Origin of the sequence: Coralloluteibacterium stylophorae (assembly GCF_018122625.2) — a bacterium.
Taxonomy (GTDB): domain Bacteria; phylum Pseudomonadota; class Gammaproteobacteria; order Xanthomonadales; family Xanthomonadaceae; genus Coralloluteibacterium; species Coralloluteibacterium stylophorae.
This window is the reverse complement of record NZ_JAGQFT020000001.1, coordinates 411,121-427,771: the sequence shown is the minus strand read 5'-3', so window position 1 is coordinate 427,771 and position 16,651 is coordinate 411,121. Positions and strand designations below refer to the sequence as shown.

The window sequence follows — 16,651 nt, the reverse complement described above, 5'->3', positions numbered from 1 at the left end:
AGGCGCAAATGCCGCAGGCGCGTCATCGGGGTCGGTGATAATGCCGGCATGTCCCTGCTCCGGATCCATCGATGCGCCGCCTCGTCCCGTTCGCGCTGATCCTCGCCGCCCCGTCCCTGCACGCGGCGACGCTTTCCGGGCGGGTGCACGACGGCGGGGTCGGCGTGGCCGACGTGCAGGTCTCCAACGGCCGCGACATCGTGCCTACCGATGCGGCCGGTCGTTTCGCGCTCGAGGCGGGGCAGGGCGACACCGTCTTCGTGATCAAGCCGCCGCGGTGCAGCCTGCCGGCCGGCGACGACGGCCTGCCGGCGTTCTGGCGCCACGGCGGCATCGCGCCGAGGCCCGGCGACGCGGGTGCATGGGACTTCGCCCTCGACTGCGCGGATGCCCCCGGCCCGGGGCCCTTCGACGTGCTGGTCTTCGGCGACACCCAGGTCGCGCGCGAGGCCGACGTCGGCCACTACGCCACCGACGTGGTCGAGCCGATCCGCACCGGTGCCGTCCCCGGCCGCGACGCCCGTTTCGGGATCACCCTGGGCGACGTCGTCGACGACGACCTGTCGCTGTACCCGGCGATCAATGCCGTCACCACGCGCCTGGGGATGCCGTGGCTGCACGTGCCCGGCAACCACGACATGGACCTGGATGCCGCCGACGACGCGCACGCGCTGACCGGCTTCCGCCGCACCTATGGGCCCGACACCTACGCCTGGGAGGAGGGCAACGCGCGGGTGGTGGTGCTCGACGACGTGCTCGCGCATCCGGGGCAGCGTCCGGCCTACCACGGCGGCCTGCGCGAGGATCAGTTCGCCTTCATGGAGCGCTATCTGGGCGGCATCGACCCGGACAACCTGGTGGTGCTGGCGATGCACATCCCGCTGTATCCGCGCGACCGCCATGACGATTTCGACCCGGTCCAGCGCGAACGCCTGTACCGCCTGCTCGAGCGCTTCCCGCACGTGCTCGTGCTCACCGCGCACAGTCACACCCAGCAGCACTGGTTCCACGCCGAGCAGCAGGGCTGGCGCGGCGCCCGTCCGCTGCACGAGTACAACGTCGGTGCGGTCTGCGGCGCCTTCTGGAGCGGCGTACCCGACGCGCGCGGCGTGCCCGACGCGACCATGGCCGACGGCACGCCGAACGGGCATGCGCTGATGCGGGTGGGCGCCGACGCCGGCTACGCGCTGCGCTACTACGCGGCCGGTGCGCCGCCGGAGCAGGGCATCGCGCTGCATGCGCCGAAGGTGCTGCGGCGCGGGGCCTGGCCGGGCGTCGGCATCCACGCCAACGTGTTCATGGGCATCGACGGCGACCGGGTGGAGATGCGCATCGACGGCGGCGAGTGGATGCCGATGACCCGTGTCGACGCGCCGGACCCGCGCCTGGTCGCGGTCAATGTCGCCGACGATGCGGCCGCGGCGCTGCGCGGCTTCGACCGCGCCCCGCAGGCCGAGACCTCCGCGCATCTGTGGCGTGGCGGCCTGCCGACCGATCTGGCGGCAGGCACGCACGAGGTGGAGGTGCGCGCCTTCGACCGCTGGCGCGGCGAGCTGCGCGCGACGACGCAGTACCGGCTCGAGGACGCCGCGCCCTGAGGCGCGGGTCTCAGCCCGGCAGCAGCTCGAACTGCACCGGCTCGCCCTCGGCCGAGGACGGCGCAACCCACACGTCGAACAGCCCGGGCTCGGTCACCGGCTTCGCGTCGACGCCGTGGAAGGCGAGGTCCTCGCGGTGCAGGGTGAACTCGACCTCCGCGCTCGCGCCCGGCTCGAGCCGGATCTTGCGGAAGCCCTTGAGCTCGCGCACCGGCCGCACCCGGCTGGCGACGCGGTCGTGCACGTAGAGCTGCACCACTTCCTCGCCGGCGCGCTCGCCCACGTTGCCGATCCGCGCGCGCACCGTCAGCGTCTCGTCCCAGCCCAGGCGGGTGGTGCTGAGCACCGGCGCGCCGTAGGCGAAGCGGGTGTAGGTCAGGCCGTGGCCGAACGGATAGCGCGGCGCGTCGGGGATCTCGCGCCAGCGCGCCTTGAACGCCCACGGCTGGCCCGGGATCTCCGGACGGCCGGTGCGCGGGCGGTTGTAGAAGAACGGCTGCTGCCCGGCGTCGAGCGGGAAGCTCACCGGCAGGCGCGCCGACGGGGCGTAGGCGCCGAACACCACGTCGGCGATGGCCGGTCCGGTCTGGGTGCCGAGGAACCAAGTCACCAGGATCGCCTGCGCGTCGCGCACCGCGCCCTCGAGCGCCAGCGCGCGGCCGTTGCGCAGCAGCACCACCACCGGCGTGCCGGTGGCGGCGACGGCTTCGGCCAGCGCCTGCTGCGCCGGCGGCATCACGATCTGGGTGCGCGACTGCGCCTCGCCGGTGAAGCCCTGCGGTTCGCCCACGGCGAGCAGGACCACGTCGGCTGCGCGCGCCGCGGCGACCGCGGCCTCGATGCCGCCCTCGACCGGCGCCTCGAAGTCGCAGCCCCTGGTCACGGTCAGCAGCGATTCGTCCTCGATCGCCGCACGGATGCCGTCGGCGATGCCGACGTAGCGGCTGCGGTCGCCGAACAGCGTCCAGCAGCCCTCGATGTTGTCGCGGTCCTCGGCGAAGGGCCCGATCAGGGCGATCCTCTGGCCCGAGGCGCGCAGCGGCAGGACGTCGCCGTCGTTCTTCAGCAGCACGATCGAACGCCGTGCGGCGTCGCGGGCCAGCGCGTCGTGCGCCGGGAGGTGCGAAGTGTCGGCCTCGCGCTCCGGGTCGAGCGAACGGTAGGGATCGTCGAACAGGCCGATCGCCGCCTTGACTCCGAGGATCCGGCGCACGCCCTCGTCGATCGCGGCCATCGGCACCTCGCCGGACTCGACCAGGGCCGGCAGGTGGGCGGCGTAGAAGCCGCTCTGCATGCTCATGTCGACGCCGGCGGTGAAGGCCAGGCGGGTAGCGTCGCGGTCGTCGGCGGCGTAGCCGTGGGCGACCAGCTCCATGTCGGCGGTGTAGTCGGAGACGACGAAGCCCGTGAATGCCCATTCGCCGCGCAGCAGGTCGGTCATCAGCCAGCGGTTGCCCGAGGCGGGAACGCCGGCGATGTCGTTGAAGGCGCTCATCACGGTGACCGCGCCGGCGTCGAAGGCGGCCTTGAACGCCGGCAGGTGGATGTCGCGCAGCGCGGCCTCGGAGATGTCGACGCTGTTGTAGTCCATGCCGCCCGACACCGCGCCGTAGGCGGCGAAGTGCTTGGGCGTGGCCAGCAGGCAGTCGTGCGCGGCGAGGTCTTCGCCCTGGAAGCCGCGCACCCGCGCGACCGCCATGCGCATGCCGAGGTGGACGTCCTCGCCCGAACTCTCCGCGACGCGGCCCCAGCGCTGGTCGCGGGCGACGTCGACCATCGGGGCGAAGGTCCAGTGGATGCCGGCGGCGGTGGCTTCGACGGCCGTGGCACGCGCGGTGCGCTCGGCCAGTTCCGGCTCGAAACTCGCCGCCTCGCCGAGCGGGATCGGGAACACCGTGCGCATGCCGTGGATGACGTCGGAGCCGAACAGCAGCGGGATGCCGAGCCGGCTCTCCTCGACGGCGACGCGCTGCGCCTCGCGGCCCTCCGCCGCACCGACCCCGTTGAACAGCGCACCGACACGGCCGGCGCGGATCTGCTCGAGGACTTCGTTGGCGCCGCGGGTGTTCACCTCCGGATTGATGTCGGGGATGAACGGCCGCACCGCGTCCGCGAACACGCCCAGCTGTCCGACCTTCTCGTCCAGCGTCATGCGGGCGATCAGGTCCTCGATCCGGGGATCGCGTTGGCTCATGCAGTCACTCCCTGGGCCGCTCCGGGCCATCATGTAAACGTTTACATCATACCGCCTGCGCAGCGCCGGCTCGCGCCGGACGGCACAGGCGGCGTTTCAGTCGCGGAAATTGTCGAACTGCAGTGGGACGTCGAACTCGCCCGCGCGCAACTGCGCGATGGCGGCCTGCAGGTCGTCGCGCTTCTTGCCGGTCACCCGCAGCTTGTCGCCGTTGATCTGCGCCTCGACCTTGAGCTTGGCCGCCTTGAGCGCGGCCACGATCTTCTTGCCCGTCGCCTGCTCGATGCCCTGCTTGACCGTGATCTTCTGCCGGCTGCCGGCGACATTGGTCTCCGGGTCGGCGACGTCCAGCGCGCGCACGTCGATCTTCCGTGCGATCAGCCGCGCGCGCAGGATCTCGAGCATCTGCTGCAGCTGGAACTCGCTCGGCGCGCTCTGGGTGATGGTCGACTCCTCGAGCTCGAACTTCGCGTCGCTGCCGCGGAAGTCGAAGCGGTTGCCGAGTTCGCGGTTGGCCTGGTCGACCGCGTTGGTGAGTTCGTGCTTGTCGACTTCCGAGACGACGTCGAAGGAGGGCATGGCGGCGGCCGTGACTGGAGGGGCGCCATAGGGTAGGGCGCCAGGCCGCGCGGCGAAACCGCGGGCGCGGTGTCCGGCGGTCTTGTTTCCGTGGCGCGATCAATCCTGCACGCTGTGCGCGGGTGGCGCGAAGGGAACCGGCGGCGCATGGCCGTCGAGCGTCCTGCGCCAGCGCGCGAGGTGGGCCTCGATGCGCCGGCCGGCGACGTACTGCGGTTCCGACGGCGTCTCGCCCTCGCGCGCTTCCCAGGCCGCGACCTGCTCGCGCGCGATGCGGAAGGCTTCGGGCAGCGAGCTCGTGCGGTTGAGGCCGTGGACCAGGAAGGCGTCGCCGAACCATGTGATGTCGGCCTCGGCGCCGCAGCCGAACGAGCTGCGGTCGGCACGGGCGGCGGTGATGACCAGCGTCCGTGGTGCCGCCAGCGCGTCGACGAAGCCGCCCGAGAAGCAGGCGGAGACGACCACCACCCGCCAGCGGATGCCGGCCTCGTCCAGCGCCTCGCGCAGCATCCGCGGCGAGACCTGGGCCAGCGGCAATGGCGGCAGGTCGACATAGAGCCGGTGGTCGGCGCTGCCGTGGCTGGTCGCGAACAGCAGCAGGATGTCCTCGTCCACGTCCATGTGCCCGGCGATGCCGGCCAGCGCACGGCGCAGGTTGGTGATCGTCGCCAGCGGCAGGCGGTCGACGGTGTCCGGCGCGTTGACCAGGCGCAGGGTGCGGCCGGCGGCGTCGAAGCGGCCGGCGAGCAGGCGCGCGAGGTAGTCGACCTCGTTGCGGAACACGCCTTCGTTGCCGTCGCCGGCGAAGCCGATGGCGAACAGGTCGATGCGCCCCGGCGTCTGCGGGCGCAGGCGCCCGAGCGCCGCATCCACCAGCGCCGGCTGCGCGGAGAGCACCGCCTCGGGATCGAAGGCAGGCGCGGGCGCGGCGTCCTCGACCAGGGGCACGTGCTCGTACCAGAACGGCTCCGGCGGCAGCGCCGCGTTCGGCGCGGCCCACAGCAGGCACAGCGCCGCCCAGGCCGCGAGCCGGCGAGCGAACTGCGCGCCCGCGGCCACGCCCTGCACGATCCTCGCGACCACCGGGAGCAGCAGGACCGGGCCCAGCCACGCCGCCATGTCCAGCCAGCCGGCGTCGCTCCACGCCAGCAGCAGGTCGGTCGCGATCCGCAGCGGCATCTGCGCGGCCAGGAGCAGCGCAGCCAAGGCCAGCCAGTGCGCCGGACGGTCCAGCAGGTGCGCCGTCGCGCGCCCCGCCACCAGCGCGAACACCAGCGACAGCGCATGGCCGCCGAAGGCGGGAACGAGGAACTGCCGGGGCTCGGGAACCAGCCAGGCGTCGAGCGCCAGCGCCCACGCCACCGGCAGCAGGCCGGCGAGGAAGACCGCCAGCGGCGGCGCCGGCGGCAGGCGCGGAGGCGGCGGGACCAGGATCCCCGCCAGCAGGCCGCGCCACGGCCAGCGCAGGGCGGCGATGGCGCGGGACGGGCAGGAGCCGCGTGCGGGCACCTCAGGCGGGATCGGGTTCGACCACGTTGGGGTCGATCTCGATGAAGCTCTCCACGCGGGCATGGCCGTGGGTGGCGGTGCCCTCGCGCGGCTCCGGGTAGTCCTCGCGGCGGTCGACCAGGACGGTGGCCATGCCGGCCTCGCGGGCGGCGTCGAGTTCCTCGACCACGTCGGAGACGAAGGTCACCGCCTCGCCGTGCACGCCGAGCTCGGCGAGGATCGCGCGATAGCTCGCCACCTCGCGCTTGGCGCCCACGCCGGTGTCGAAGTGGCCGCTGACGATGCCGGTGAGGTCGCCGGCGGCGGTATGCGCGAAGAACTGCCGCTGTGCCTCGACCGAACCCGAGGAGTAGACGTGGATGGGGTGGCCGGCGTCGTGCCATTCGCGCAGCTTGGCCACCGCGTCGTCGTAGAGGTGGGCGACGTAGGCGCCGCTGGCGTAGCCGTCGCGCCAGATCAGCCCCTGCAGCGCCTTGAGCGCGGTGTGCTTGCTGTCGGCGTCGATCCAGCCCTGCAGGGTCTCGATGATGGTGCCGTCGCTGGTGGTGCCGATCTCGGCGGCGACCGAGTCCAGCAGGGCCCGCACCTCGGGCTCGCCGCCGCGCGCCCGCACGAAGGCCGGCAGCGCCTGCCGCGCGTAGGGGAACAGGGTGTCGCGCACGAAGGAGATCGAGCCGATGGTGCCTTCGACGTCGACCAGGATGCTGCGCTTGCCGGTGGCGGTGGTCATCGGGCGATCTTCTCGTAGCGGGGGAAGGTCCCGGCGATGTCGGTGCCGGTGAAGTGCCCGACCCAGCCGTCGGGCTCGGTGAAGAAGCGGATCGCGACGAAGGACGGCTCCGGCCCCATGTCGAACCAGTGCCGGGTGCCGTCGGGCACCGCGATCAGGTCGTTCCTGACGCACTCGACCTCGTAGACCTTGCCCTCGACGTGCAGGGTGAACAGCCCCGAGCCGTCGACGAAGAAGCGCACCTCGTCCTCCTTGTGGAAGTGCTCGTCGAGGAACTTGGTGCGCATGGCCTCGCGCTGCGGGTTGTCCGGCGCGATGCTGACCACGTCGACCGACTTGAAGCCGTTCTCGGCGACCAGGCGGTCGACGTCGGCGCGATAGGCCTCGAGCACCTCCTCCTGGCTGGCGCCGGCGGCGACGGGGCGGCTCGCCTCCCACTGTTCGAAGCGCACGCCGATGCGGCCGAGCTGGTCGGCCATCTCGGCGTGGTCGCGGGTGTCGAGGACGGGGGCGGAGGGATCGTCCGCGGCGAAGATGCGCAGGCGGCTCATGACAGTCTCCTCAGGTCGAGCTCGCAGGCGAGCAGGAATTCGAACGCGTCGAGGTGGCGCCGGGCCTCCTTGAGGTCGCGGCCCCAGGCGTAGAGCCCATGGCCGTCGATCAGGTAGCCCCACAGCGGACCGGCGTCGAGCAGGCGCTCGACCTCGGCCGCCAGCGCCGGCATGTCCTGGGTGTTGGGCAGGACCGGGATCTCGATCGCCGCTTCGTGGGTGGTATTGCCGGCGAAGGCCTTGATCAGCTCGTAGCCCTCGATCCGCACGCGGCCGGCGCGCGCGAACAGCCGCGAGGCCACCGTCTGCGTGCGCGAGTGGGTGTGCAGCACGCAGCCGGCGAGGTCGCGGGCGTAGAGCTGGGTGTGCAGCAGGGTCTCGGCCGACGGCCTCAACGCGCTGGACACGGGCGCGCCGGCGAGGTCGACGGCGAGGAAGTCGCCCTCGGTCAGTCGTCCCTTGTCCGCACCCGAGGCGGTGATGACCGCGTGCGAGGCGTCGAGCCGCTGCGAGAAGTTGCTGCTGGTCGCCGGTGTCCAGCCGAGCGCGGCGAGCTCGGCGGTGGTCGACATCAGCGCCTTGGCCGCGTCGCTGAACGCCGCCTGGGAGTAGGGGAGACTGGACATGCCGCGCAGTGTAGCGACGGCGCCGTCGGCTGTGCGTGGGCGTGGGGCGACGCAGCGTCGCGTCGCGGCGGGTGAGACGGCGTCGCTAGACTCTGCGCCCGGCCCGTTGCCGCGTCTGCCTGGAGTTGCGCTTCCGATGTCCCCTGTCCCGCTCGCCATCCTCGCCTTCCTCGCCGGCTCGGTCCTCGCCGCCGTCGTTCTGCTGCCGCTGCTGCGGGCCCGTGCGCTGGCCGCGCGCGAGCAGGGACGCCGCGACCGCGAGCCGGACGTGGCCACGCTCGCCGCCGGCCGCGAGGCGTTCGAACGCCAGCACGAGGAGGCGCGGGCCCAGCTGCGCGACCGCGATGCGGAGATCGCCGAGCTGCGCACGCGGCTGGAGCGCAGCGGCATCGAGCTGGCCGGCGCGCAGGCCCGGCTGCAGCGGATGGATGCCGTCGCTCGCCAGCTCGATGCCGCGCAGGCCGAGCTCCGCGAGCAGGCGACCGCGCTGCGGGGCGCCACCGCGCAGCGCGCCGAGCTCGCCGCGCGCCTGGAGGAGCAGAAGGCCGCTGCCGACGAGCGCCTGCGCGAGCTGGAACAGGCGCGCGCGCGCATGACCCACGAGTTCAAGGCGCTGGCCGCCGAGATCCTGGAGGACAAGTCGAAGCGCTTCAGCGAGCAGAACAGCGCGCAGATCGGCCAGCTCCTCGGGCCGCTGCGCGAGCAGATCGGCGACTTCCGCAAGCTGGTCAGCGACTCCTACGACAAGGAGAACAAGGACCGCGCGGCGCTGCAGACCGAACTCAAGCAGCTGCTCGACCTCAACCGCAGGCTGTCGGACGAGGCCCACAGCCTCACCCGCGCGCTCACCACCGAGAACCGCACCCAGGGCTACTGGGGCGAGCTCAAGCTCGAGCGCCTGCTGGAATCCGCCGGGCTGGAGAAGGGCACCCACTACCTGACCCAGGAAAGCTTCCGCGACGGCGAAGGCGACCGCTACCGGCCCGACGCCATCGTGCTGCTGCCGGGCGACCGCCACATCGTCATCGACGCCAAGATGAACCTGGTCGACTACCAGCGCGCCTGCGAGGAGGACGATCCCGAGGCGCGCGCCGCCTGCATGGCCAGGCATGCGCTGGCCATGCGCACCCATGTGCGCCAGCTCGGCGACAAGGACTACAGCCGCCTCGAGGGCCTGCAGAGCCCGGACCTGGTGCTGATGTTCGTGCCGATCGAGGCGGCGTTCCTGGAGGCGGTGCGCGCCGACACCTCGCTCTACGACACCGCCTTCAAGCAGAAGATCATCCTGGTCGGCCCGGGCAACCTGCTGGCCTCGCTCAAGCTGATCGGGCAGATCTGGCGCACCGAGGACCAGAACCGCAACGCCAAGGCGATCTCCGACCGCGCCGCCGCGCTCTACGACAAGTTCGTCGGCTTCGTCGAGGACCTCGACAGGATCGGAGACGCGCTGGGCCGTGCGCAGAAGGCGCAGCAGGACGCGCTCGGCAAGCTGACCCAGGGCCGCGGCAACCTCGTCGGCCAGGTCGAGAAGCTCAGGCGCCTCGGCGCCGCGCCGAAGAAGCAGCTTGCGCAGCCGCTGCTCGATGCCGTCGGCGACGACGCCGACGGTGATGCCGACGAGTAGATCCGGCAGCGTTCCCTAGGAGCGGCTTCGGCCGCGACCGGCTCCGCCGAACCGGAAGACTGTCGGGGCTGAAGCCCCTCCCACACAGGCGCGGTCGCGGCTGAAGCCGCTCCTACGCGACTTGGCTACCGCTCAAATGGAAACGGCGCGGATGTCCGCGCCGTTTCCGTACCGGAGTTCGCGCCCGGCTCAGGCGCCGGTCGTCCCCTGCCGCAGCTTGCTGTTGCGGTAGCCGAAGCCGAGGTAGATCGCCGCGCCGATCATGGTCCACACCAGCAGCACCATCCAGTTCAGCAGCGGCATGATCGCGATCAGGCCGAGGCAGGTCAGCACGCCCAGCGGCGCGACGATGCCCACCAGCGGCACGCGGAACGGGCGCGCCAGCTGCGGCTGGGTCCGGCGCAGGACGAACACGCCGAGGCAGACCGTGGCGAACGCCACCAGGGTGCCCATCGACACCACGTCGCCCAGCAGCTGGATCGGCAGCAGGCCGGCCATGGTCGCGGCGACGATGGCCACCAGCACGGTGCCCTTGTGCGGAGTCTGGTGCTTCGGGTGCACGGCACCGAAGAACTTCGGCAGCAGGCCGTCGTTGGCCATCGAGTAAAAGATGCGCGGCTGGCCCATCAGCATGACCAGGATGACCGTGGTCAGGCCGGCGATCGCGCCGATCTCGACGAAGGTCTTCAGCCAGCCCAGCGACGGGTAGGCCGCGAGCGCGGTGGCCACCGGCTTGGCGGTGCCCAGCTCCGTGTAGGGCAGCATCCCGGTGAGGATGGCCGAGACCACGATGTAGAGCACCGTGCACAGCACCAGCGAGCCGAGGATGCCGATCGGCATGTTGCGCTGCGGATTCTTGACCTCCTGCGCCGCGGTCGAGACCGCGTCGAAGCCGATGTAGGCGAAGAACACGATCGACGCGCCGCGCAGCACGCCGGCCCAGCCGAAGCGGTCGGCGCCCTCGTTGGCGGGGATGAAGGGGGCCCAGTTGGCGCTGTCCACGTACTGGCTGCCGAAGCCGATCAGCAGCAGGATCACCAGCACCTTGATCGACACCACGATGGCATTGACCGTCGCCGACTGCCTGATGCCGCGGTAGCACAGCCAGCCCACCGCGGCCACGATCAGCACCGCCGGCAGGTTGAACAGCGAACCGGTGAGCACGAAGGTGTTGTATTCGCAGCTGCCGGCCTGCGCCGCCTCGTGGGTGCAGAAGTTGATCGGCGCCTGGGTCAGCGCCGCGGGCAGGTGGATGCCGAGCGTCTCCAGGAAGCTCGTGGTGTAGCCCGACCATCCGACCGCGACCGTGGAGGCGGCGAACAGGTATTCGAGCACCAGGCTCCAGCCGACGAACCAGGCCAGCGCCTCGCCCAGCGTCGCGTAGGTGTAGCTGTAGGCGCTGCCCGAGGCCGGGATCATCGCCGCGAACTCGGCGTAGCACAGGCCGGCCATGGCGCAGGCGAAGCCGGCGATGACGAAGCTCAGCATGATCGCCGGGCCGGCGTGGTTGGCCGCGGCGGTGCCGGTGATCACGAAGATGCCGGCGCCGATGACCGCGCCGAGGCCCAGCATCACCAGGTGGCGCGCGGTCAGGGTGCGCCTGAGGCCGACCTCGCCGCCGAGGCTGCCCTCGACCGGTTCGCCCGCGTCCACGTGCGGCTGCGCCTCGATCGGCTTGGTGATCATCAGATGTTTCAGCATGGGGCTCCCCGGCCAGAAAAGCGGCCGCGGGAGGGCGGCCGGCTGTCACGTCGTTGTCGCGTGATCGAAACCGTCCGACCATATCGGATGCGCCATGGCAGCCACAAGGCACATCGGCCGGCGCGCTATGCTGCGCCGCATCGTCCGTCTCCACGTCCGTTGCCGTATCCCATGCCCGATCTCGCCACCGCGCTGGACGCCTATCGCGCCGCGCATCCAGAAGAAGCCGCGGCCATCGACCTGTTCCTCGCGTTCCTGCGGTCTTCCGCATACGTATTCGAACGGCGCCACGAGGTCGGCCACTTCACCGGGTCGGCCTGGCTGGTGAGCGCCGACGGCCAGCGCGCGCTCCTGATGCACCACCGCAAACTCGATCGCTGGCTGCAGCCCGGGGGGCATGCCGACGGCGATCGCGACCTCGCCCGCGTCGCGCTGCGCGAGGCCGCGGAGGAGACCGGCCTGGCCGACCTGTGCGTCGAGCCGGCGATCCTGGACGTCGACCGGCACCGGATCCCGGCGCGCGGCATGGAGCCGGCGCACTGGCACTACGACGTGCGCTACGTCGTGCGCGCCGGCGGCAGCGAGGCCTTCTCCCGCAACGAGGAATCGCTGGACATGACCTGGCGCGAGGTGCGCTCCCTGGCGGTGGATACCGAAGCGGAAGGCTCGGTCCGGCGCATGGCGCGCAAGTGGTTGGCGCGCTCCGGCCGGCGGAGCGCGTAGCCGCAGGCATGGAGGATGCGCGGCGCGCGCCGGGCGTGCCGGCGCGGGATGCTCAGGCGCGGCCGGCGAACTCGCCGGTCGTGGTGTTGACCAGGATGGTCTCGCCGTTGGTGACGTACTCCGGGACCATGATCTCGATCCCGGTCGCCAGCGTCGCCGGCTTCGGGCGCTTGGTGGCGGTGCCGCCCTTGAGTTCGGGCGGGGTATCGGTGACCTCCAGCGCCACGGTCTGCGGCAGCTGCAGGGCGACCGGCGCGTCGTCGATGATCTGCACGTAGCAGCCTTCCAGGCCCTCGGTGATGTAGCCGGCGTCGTCGCCGACGACCTCCGCGTCGAGCTGGTAGGGCGTGTAGTCCTCGGCGTCGAGGAACACGAACGCCTCGCCGTCCTTGTACGAGAAGCTGGCCTGGCGGCGGCTGAGCTCGACCTCCCTGAGGTCGTCCTCGGCGCGCAGGCTGAGGTCGAGCTTGGCGCCGCCCGGCACGCTGTACAGGGTGAAGCGGAAGGTCACGTTGCCGCCGCGGCCCTGCGGCGAGCTGCGCTCGATGTCGCGCACCTGGTAGACGCCGCCGTTGTGCTCGACGACGTTGCCCTTCTTGATGTCCGAGGCCTTCATTGCGATCTGCTGTCCGATGCGGGGGAGGGATGCGGGATGGCGGGGCGGTGCGGCGCGTCGGCACCGCCCGCGGTCACTTCGGCTGCAGGCGCACCGCGCCGTCGAGGCGGATGGTCTCGCCGTTGAGGTAGCCGTTGTCGAGGATGAAGGCGACGGTGCGCGCGAACTCCTCGGGCTTGCCCAGGCGCGAGGGGTAGGGGATCGAGGCCGCCAGCGACTCCTGAACCTGCGGCGGCATGCCGTCGACCATCGGCGTCCAGAAGATGCCGGGCGCGATGGTCATGACGCGCACGCCGATGCGCGCGAACTCGCGGGCCATCGGCAGGGTCATGCCGACGATGCCGGCCTTGGAGGCGGAGTAGGCGGCCTGGCCGATCTGGCCTTCGTAGGCGGCGACGCTGGCGGTGTTGACGACCACCCCGCGCTCGCCGTCCGCGCCCGGCGCGTTGTGCTGGAACTGCTCGGCGCAGGCCTTGGCGACGTTGAAGCTGCCGACCAGGTTGACCATCACCGTGCCCGAGAAGGTCGCCAGCGGCATGGTGCCGTCGCGGCCGAGCACGCGGCCGGCGCCGATGATGCCGGCGCAGTTCACCGCCACGTTGAGCCCGCCAAGGAAGTCCCTGGCCGCGGCCACGTTGGAGACCACGCCGGCCTCGTCGGTGACGTCGGTATGGAAGTAGCGCGCGTTGGTCTCGCCGAGCAGCTCCAGCGCGGCCGCGGCCTTGTCGTCGGCGACGTCGAACAGCGCGACGCGGCCGCCGGCGGCGACCAGATGCCGGGCGACGGCGAGGCCGAGGCCGGAGACGCCGCCGGTGATGACGGCACGGACGTCGATGGACTGCATGGGCGCTCCTGGGAGTGGATCCGGGCCGGCGATTCTAGCCGCAGGCCGCGGTCGCATCGCCCGGTGCCGGCGTTCCCGCGTTCAACAGCGCGCGGCGAGCAGGCGGTCGAGGTCGTCCGTGCCTGCGAGGCGGGCGAACGGCGTGGTCGGTACGGGCGGACCGGGGGCGTCGCGCAGCTGGCGCTGCCACACGCCGACGTCGTGCCAGGCGCCGAGCTTCCAGCCGCTGGCGCGCCACACACCCGCCGGCGCGAAGCCCATCGCCTCGTGCAGCGCGACGCTGCCGTGGCCGGGAAGGGTGATCACGCCGACGGCCTGGGTGAGGCCCTGCAGGGCCAGCACGTCGAGCAGCACGCCGTAGATGTGCCGGGCGAGCCCGCGGCGGCGGGCATCGGCATGGGTGTAGACCGAGGTTTCGGCGATCCAGTCGTAGGCCGCGCGTTCGCGGAACCGCGAGGCATAGGCGTAGGCGAGCACGCGCCCGTCCTCCTCCAGCACCAGCCACGGGTAATGCTCGAGGCGGTCGAGCATGCGGGTGCGCATCGCCGCCACGTCCGGCACCTCGGTCTCGAAGGTGAGTGCGGAACCGGTCACGCAGGGCGCGTAGATCGCCTGCACCGCCTCCGCATCCCCCGCCCGGGCGACCCGGATCATGGTGCGCGCTCCCGCTGCTGGGCGGTCATCGGCGCTGCTCCGCCCTGCGGATGACCTGCTCCGGGAGTGGCGGTCGTAACCATCGACGGGGCATAGTGCAGAGCAGCATTCATGCGCGGAGGGATCATGCGGGTGCGAGCTGCCTCGCGGTTCGAAGACGTCCCGGACTCCCGCGCGCCCGATGATGGACGGAGCGGCCGGAGGCTCGTCGGATAGGTGAAGAAGCCATGAAGCGTATCGCGATCTTCAGCGTCAAATACAGCGCCAACCTGGGCGACGGGCTGCTCTCGGAATGCCTCGAGCGCGAGATCCTGCGACAGCGTCCCGACACGCACATCGTGCCGCTCGACCTGGCCGGGCGCAGCGGCTACGGCACCGGCAGCAGGCATCGCGGCAAGGTGCTGCGCGTCCTGGAGGCGCTGCCCGGCCCGGTACGCCGGCTGGCGGTCGCGCAGATGCTGGGCATGCTGGTGCGCAGCCGCCTGCGGCCGCGCTGGCGCCGCGCGCTGGCCAGGGTCGACGGGGCCATCCTCGGCGGCGGCAACCTGATCGCCGATGCCGACCTCAACTTTCCGTTCAAGGTCAACGCCGCGCTCGGCGAGACCGCGCGCAGGTCGCTGCCGGTGGCGGTGTTCGCCGTGGGCGTCAGCGACAACTGGACGCGCCGCGGCCACCGTCTCTTCGCCGACGCCTTCCGGCGCAGCCGCATGGTGCGCGCGACGGTCCGCGACGAGCGGTCGCGGTCGGTATGGAACCGGCGCCTGCGCCCGGAGGAGGTGCCGCCGGCCAGCCTGGCGCGGGACCCGGGCGTGCTCACCGCCGACCACTTCCCCGCGCGTGCGAACGCCGGCTACATCGCCCTCGGCCTGACCGATCCGGTTCTGCTGCAGTACCACGCCACCGGTCCGTCCGACTTTCTGAGCCTGGACGACTGGCTGGTGGAGGTGGTCGCCGCACTGCGCGCCCTCGGGCGACCGATCCGCCTGTTCACCAACGGCAGCCCCGAGGACCGCGACTACCTGGAGCGGCTGACACCGCGCCTGCAGGAGGCCGCGCCCGGGCTGGTCGCCGCCGAGCCGGCGTTCGCCGATCCGGACGCCTTCGCCGGCTTCGTCTCCGCCAGCGCCTTCCTGATGGCGCACCGGATGCATGCCTGCATCGCCGCGTGGTCCTACCGCGTGCCGCATGTCGGCTTCTCCTGGGACATCAAGCTGAACAGCTTCTTCGAGAGCGTCGGTCGCGGCGAGTGGGTGGTGGATCCGGCGGAACTGGAGCCGGCCGCGCTGCTCGCGCTGGTGGCGAGGGGCCTCGGCGAGGGCATCGACGAAGCCGGGCACGCGCGCGTGGTGGCGGAGGCGCGGCGCGACGTCGGCGCCATCCTCGGTGCGCTGGAGTCGGCGGTGGCGGCACCCACCGCCGGACGCGTGCCGGTGGTGATGCCGGAGACCAGGGACAGCCGCGCGTGAGGCCCGGCCGCATCGTCGTCCTCAACGACATCGCCGTACCCAAGGGCGGGGCGACCGCGCTGGCGCTGGCCTCGGCGCGCGCCTTCCGCGAGCGCGGCGAGGCGGTCACCTACCTGTGCGGCGACGAGGGACGCAATCCGGAGCTGGCCGCCCTCGGCGTCGACCTGGTGGGCCTGGGCAGCGCACGCCTGACCAGCCTGTCGCCCGGCCGCGCCATGGTGTCGGGCCTCTACAACCGTGAGGCCCGCGCGCTGGTCGAGCGCTGGATCGCCGCCCACGACACGCCGGATACGGTCTATCACCTGCACGGCTGGGCGCAGATCCTGTCGCCGTCGGTGTTCGCCGCGCTGCGGCCCGTGCTCCCGCGCACCCTGCTGTCGGCGCACGACTTCTTCCTGGCCTGCCCGAATGGCGCCTACGCCTTCCTCAAGAGCGGCGCCGTGTGTCCGCTGACCCCGTTGTCGCCGGCCTGCATCCGCGCCGACTGCGATCGCCGTTCCTATCCGCACAAGCTCTGGCGGGTGGCTCGGCAGGCGGTCTACCGCAACCTGTTCGACGTGCGGCGTTCGCCGCCGGTGCTGGCCATCCACGAGGCGATGCGCCCGTTCCTGATGCGCGGCGCGATCCCCGACGCGGCGATCCAGACGCTTCCGAATCCGGTGCGGCCGTGGAGCGACACGCGGATCCGCGCCGAGGACAACCGCGGCTTCCTGTTCATCGGGCGGCTGGAGGACACCAAGGGTCCCGACCTCGCCTGCGCGGCGGCGCGCGCCGCGGGGCAGACGCTGACCCTGGTCGGCGACGGCGTGCTGCGCGAGCGGCTGGCGGCGGAGTATCCCGAAATGCGCTTCCTCGGCCAGCAGCCGCCGGCGGCGCTGCCGGATATCGTCCGCGGCCACCGCGCGCTGCTGATGCCCAGCCGTTATCCCGAGCCCTATGGACTGGTGGCGACCGAGGCGCTGTGGAGCGGCCTGCCGGTGATCGCCGCGGACACCGCCTTCCTGGCCGCCGACATCGTCGACGCCGAGGCCGGGCTGGCGGCGCCGCCGCGCGACACGCCACGCCTGGCCGGGGCCATGCGCCGCATCGCCGACGACGACCTGCTGTGCGCGACGATGAGCCGCAACGCCTTCGAGCGAACGCGGCACCTGGGTCTCGGCTTCGACGCCTGGATCGACCGCCTGCTGGCGTCCTACGCCGCGCGTCTGGAGGCCGCGGCGCTCGCCGCCTGAAGCG

Annotated in this window: 15 protein-coding genes; 5 read left to right on the top strand and 10 right to left on the bottom strand. The window is 72.1% G+C overall.

Going from position 1 to position 16,651, the window contains the following annotated elements; genetic code table 11:
- Nucleotides 1–71 precede the first annotated feature (71 nt).
- A complete protein-coding gene (locus tag KB893_RS01885; protein WP_211926095.1) occupies nt 72–1,598 on the top strand; it encodes a calcineurin-like phosphoesterase C-terminal domain-containing protein in 1,527 nt (508 codons plus the stop codon).
- 10 nt (nt 1,599–1,608) lie between these two features.
- On the opposite strand, the gene bglX is transcribed toward KB893_RS01885, so the two are convergent.
- The 6 genes from bglX to KB893_RS01855 form a co-directional block, all read right to left on the bottom strand.
- Entirely contained in the window at nt 1,609–3,792 is a 2,184-nt protein-coding gene (gene bglX / locus KB893_RS01880; protein WP_211926096.1) for a beta-glucosidase BglX, read from the bottom strand.
- Nucleotides 3,793–3,888: 96 nt separating this feature from the next.
- Nucleotides 3,889–4,371 (bottom strand): YajQ family cyclic di-GMP-binding protein, encoded by a 483-nt coding sequence (locus KB893_RS01875; protein WP_213173353.1) that lies wholly within the window; start codon nt 4,369–4,371, stop codon nt 3,889–3,891.
- Nucleotides 4,372–4,470: 99 nt separating this feature from the next.
- Nucleotides 4,471–5,880, bottom strand: a complete 1,410-nt coding sequence (locus KB893_RS18665; protein ID WP_213173352.1) for a C13 family peptidase — start codon at nt 5,878–5,880, stop codon at nt 4,471–4,473.
- A 1-nt stretch (nt 5,881) separates the two neighbouring features.
- The gene (gene mtnC / locus KB893_RS01865; RefSeq protein WP_211926098.1) at nt 5,882–6,610 is read right to left on the bottom strand and encodes an acireductone synthase; all 729 of its coding nucleotides are present in this window, start codon (nt 6,608–6,610) and stop codon (nt 5,882–5,884) included.
- A complete protein-coding gene (locus tag KB893_RS01860; protein ID WP_211926099.1) occupies nt 6,607–7,161 on the bottom strand; it encodes a 1,2-dihydroxy-3-keto-5-methylthiopentene dioxygenase in 555 nt (184 codons plus the stop codon). The genes mtnC and KB893_RS01860 overlap by 4 nt, the downstream gene beginning before the upstream one ends.
- A complete protein-coding gene (locus tag KB893_RS01855; protein ID WP_213173351.1) occupies nt 7,158–7,787 on the bottom strand; it encodes a methylthioribulose 1-phosphate dehydratase in 630 nt (209 codons plus the stop codon). The genes KB893_RS01860 and KB893_RS01855 overlap by 4 nt, the downstream gene beginning before the upstream one ends.
- Before the next feature lie 136 nt (nt 7,788–7,923).
- On the opposite strand from KB893_RS01855, the gene KB893_RS01850 reads away from it, so the two are divergent.
- Nucleotides 7,924–9,411, top strand: coding sequence for a DNA recombination protein RmuC (locus tag KB893_RS01850; protein WP_213173350.1), 1,488 nt, complete (start codon nt 7,924–7,926; stop codon nt 9,409–9,411).
- A gap of 189 nt (nt 9,412–9,600) precedes the next feature.
- Here the strand turns inward: KB893_RS01850 and KB893_RS01845 are convergent, their stop codons facing one another.
- Nucleotides 9,601–11,112 (bottom strand): amino acid permease, encoded by a 1,512-nt coding sequence (locus tag KB893_RS01845; protein ID WP_213173349.1) that lies wholly within the window; start codon nt 11,110–11,112, stop codon nt 9,601–9,603.
- 171 nt (nt 11,113–11,283) lie between these two features.
- On the opposite strand from KB893_RS01845, the gene KB893_RS01840 reads away from it, so the two are divergent.
- On the top strand, nt 11,284–11,835 hold the full coding sequence (locus KB893_RS01840; RefSeq protein WP_211927921.1) for an NUDIX hydrolase: 552 nt from the start codon (nt 11,284–11,286) through the stop codon (nt 11,833–11,835).
- Nucleotides 11,836–11,887: 52 nt separating this feature from the next.
- Here KB893_RS01840 and yeiP read toward each other — a convergent pair whose 3' ends face one another.
- From yeiP to KB893_RS01825, 3 genes are all read right to left on the bottom strand, one after another.
- Nucleotides 11,888–12,451: an elongation factor P-like protein YeiP gene (yeiP, locus tag KB893_RS01835; protein ID WP_211927922.1), complete on the bottom strand. Its 564-nt coding sequence runs from the start codon at nt 12,449–12,451 to the stop codon at nt 11,888–11,890.
- Between the two features lie 73 nt (nt 12,452–12,524).
- Nucleotides 12,525–13,295, bottom strand: a complete 771-nt coding sequence (locus tag KB893_RS01830; protein ID WP_211927923.1) for an SDR family NAD(P)-dependent oxidoreductase — start codon at nt 13,293–13,295, stop codon at nt 12,525–12,527.
- 81 nt (nt 13,296–13,376) lie between these two features.
- A complete protein-coding gene (locus tag KB893_RS01825; RefSeq protein ID WP_211927924.1) occupies nt 13,377–13,949 on the bottom strand; it encodes a GNAT family N-acetyltransferase in 573 nt (190 codons plus the stop codon).
- Between the two features lie 227 nt (nt 13,950–14,176).
- Here KB893_RS01825 and KB893_RS01820 point away from each other — a divergent pair, with 227 nt between their 5' ends.
- On the top strand, nt 14,177–15,415 hold the full coding sequence (locus KB893_RS01820; RefSeq protein WP_213173348.1) for a polysaccharide pyruvyl transferase family protein: 1,239 nt from the start codon (nt 14,177–14,179) through the stop codon (nt 15,413–15,415).
- Nucleotides 15,412–16,647: a glycosyltransferase family 4 protein gene (locus KB893_RS18660; protein WP_211927720.1), complete on the top strand. Its 1,236-nt coding sequence runs from the start codon at nt 15,412–15,414 to the stop codon at nt 16,645–16,647. The genes KB893_RS01820 and KB893_RS18660 overlap by 4 nt, the downstream gene beginning before the upstream one ends.
- Nucleotides 16,648–16,651 lie beyond the last annotated feature (4 nt).

Excerpts from the sequence above, each read along its gene's own strand:
- KB893_RS01885 (WP_211926095.1), top strand. The coding sequence starts at position 72 with ATGCGCCGCCTCGTCCCGTTCGCGCTGATCCTCGCCGCCCCGTCCCTG.
- bglX (WP_211926096.1), bottom strand. The coding sequence starts at position 3,792 with ATGAGCCAACGCGATCCCCGGATCGAGGACCTGATCGCCCGCATGACG.
- KB893_RS01875 (WP_213173353.1), bottom strand. The coding sequence starts at position 4,371 with ATGCCCTCCTTCGACGTCGTCTCGGAAGTCGACAAGCACGAACTCACC.
- mtnC (WP_211926098.1), bottom strand. The coding sequence starts at position 6,610 with ATGACCACCGCCACCGGCAAGCGCAGCATCCTGGTCGACGTCGAAGGC.
- KB893_RS01860 (WP_211926099.1), bottom strand. The coding sequence starts at position 7,161 with ATGAGCCGCCTGCGCATCTTCGCCGCGGACGATCCCTCCGCCCCCGTC.
- KB893_RS01855 (WP_213173351.1), bottom strand. The coding sequence starts at position 7,787 with ATGTCCAGTCTCCCCTACTCCCAGGCGGCGTTCAGCGACGCGGCCAAG.
- KB893_RS01850 (WP_213173350.1), top strand. The coding sequence starts at position 7,924 with ATGTCCCCTGTCCCGCTCGCCATCCTCGCCTTCCTCGCCGGCTCGGTC.
- KB893_RS01845 (WP_213173349.1), bottom strand. The coding sequence starts at position 11,112 with ATGCTGAAACATCTGATGATCACCAAGCCGATCGAGGCGCAGCCGCAC.
- KB893_RS01840 (WP_211927921.1), top strand. The coding sequence starts at position 11,284 with ATGCCCGATCTCGCCACCGCGCTGGACGCCTATCGCGCCGCGCATCCA.
- yeiP (WP_211927922.1), bottom strand. The coding sequence starts at position 12,451 with ATGAAGGCCTCGGACATCAAGAAGGGCAACGTCGTCGAGCACAACGGC.
- KB893_RS01830 (WP_211927923.1), bottom strand. The coding sequence starts at position 13,295 with ATGCAGTCCATCGACGTCCGTGCCGTCATCACCGGCGGCGTCTCCGGC.
- KB893_RS01825 (WP_211927924.1), bottom strand. The coding sequence starts at position 13,949 with ATGATCCGGGTCGCCCGGGCGGGGGATGCGGAGGCGGTGCAGGCGATC.
- KB893_RS01820 (WP_213173348.1), top strand. The coding sequence starts at position 14,177 with ATGAAGCGTATCGCGATCTTCAGCGTCAAATACAGCGCCAACCTGGGC.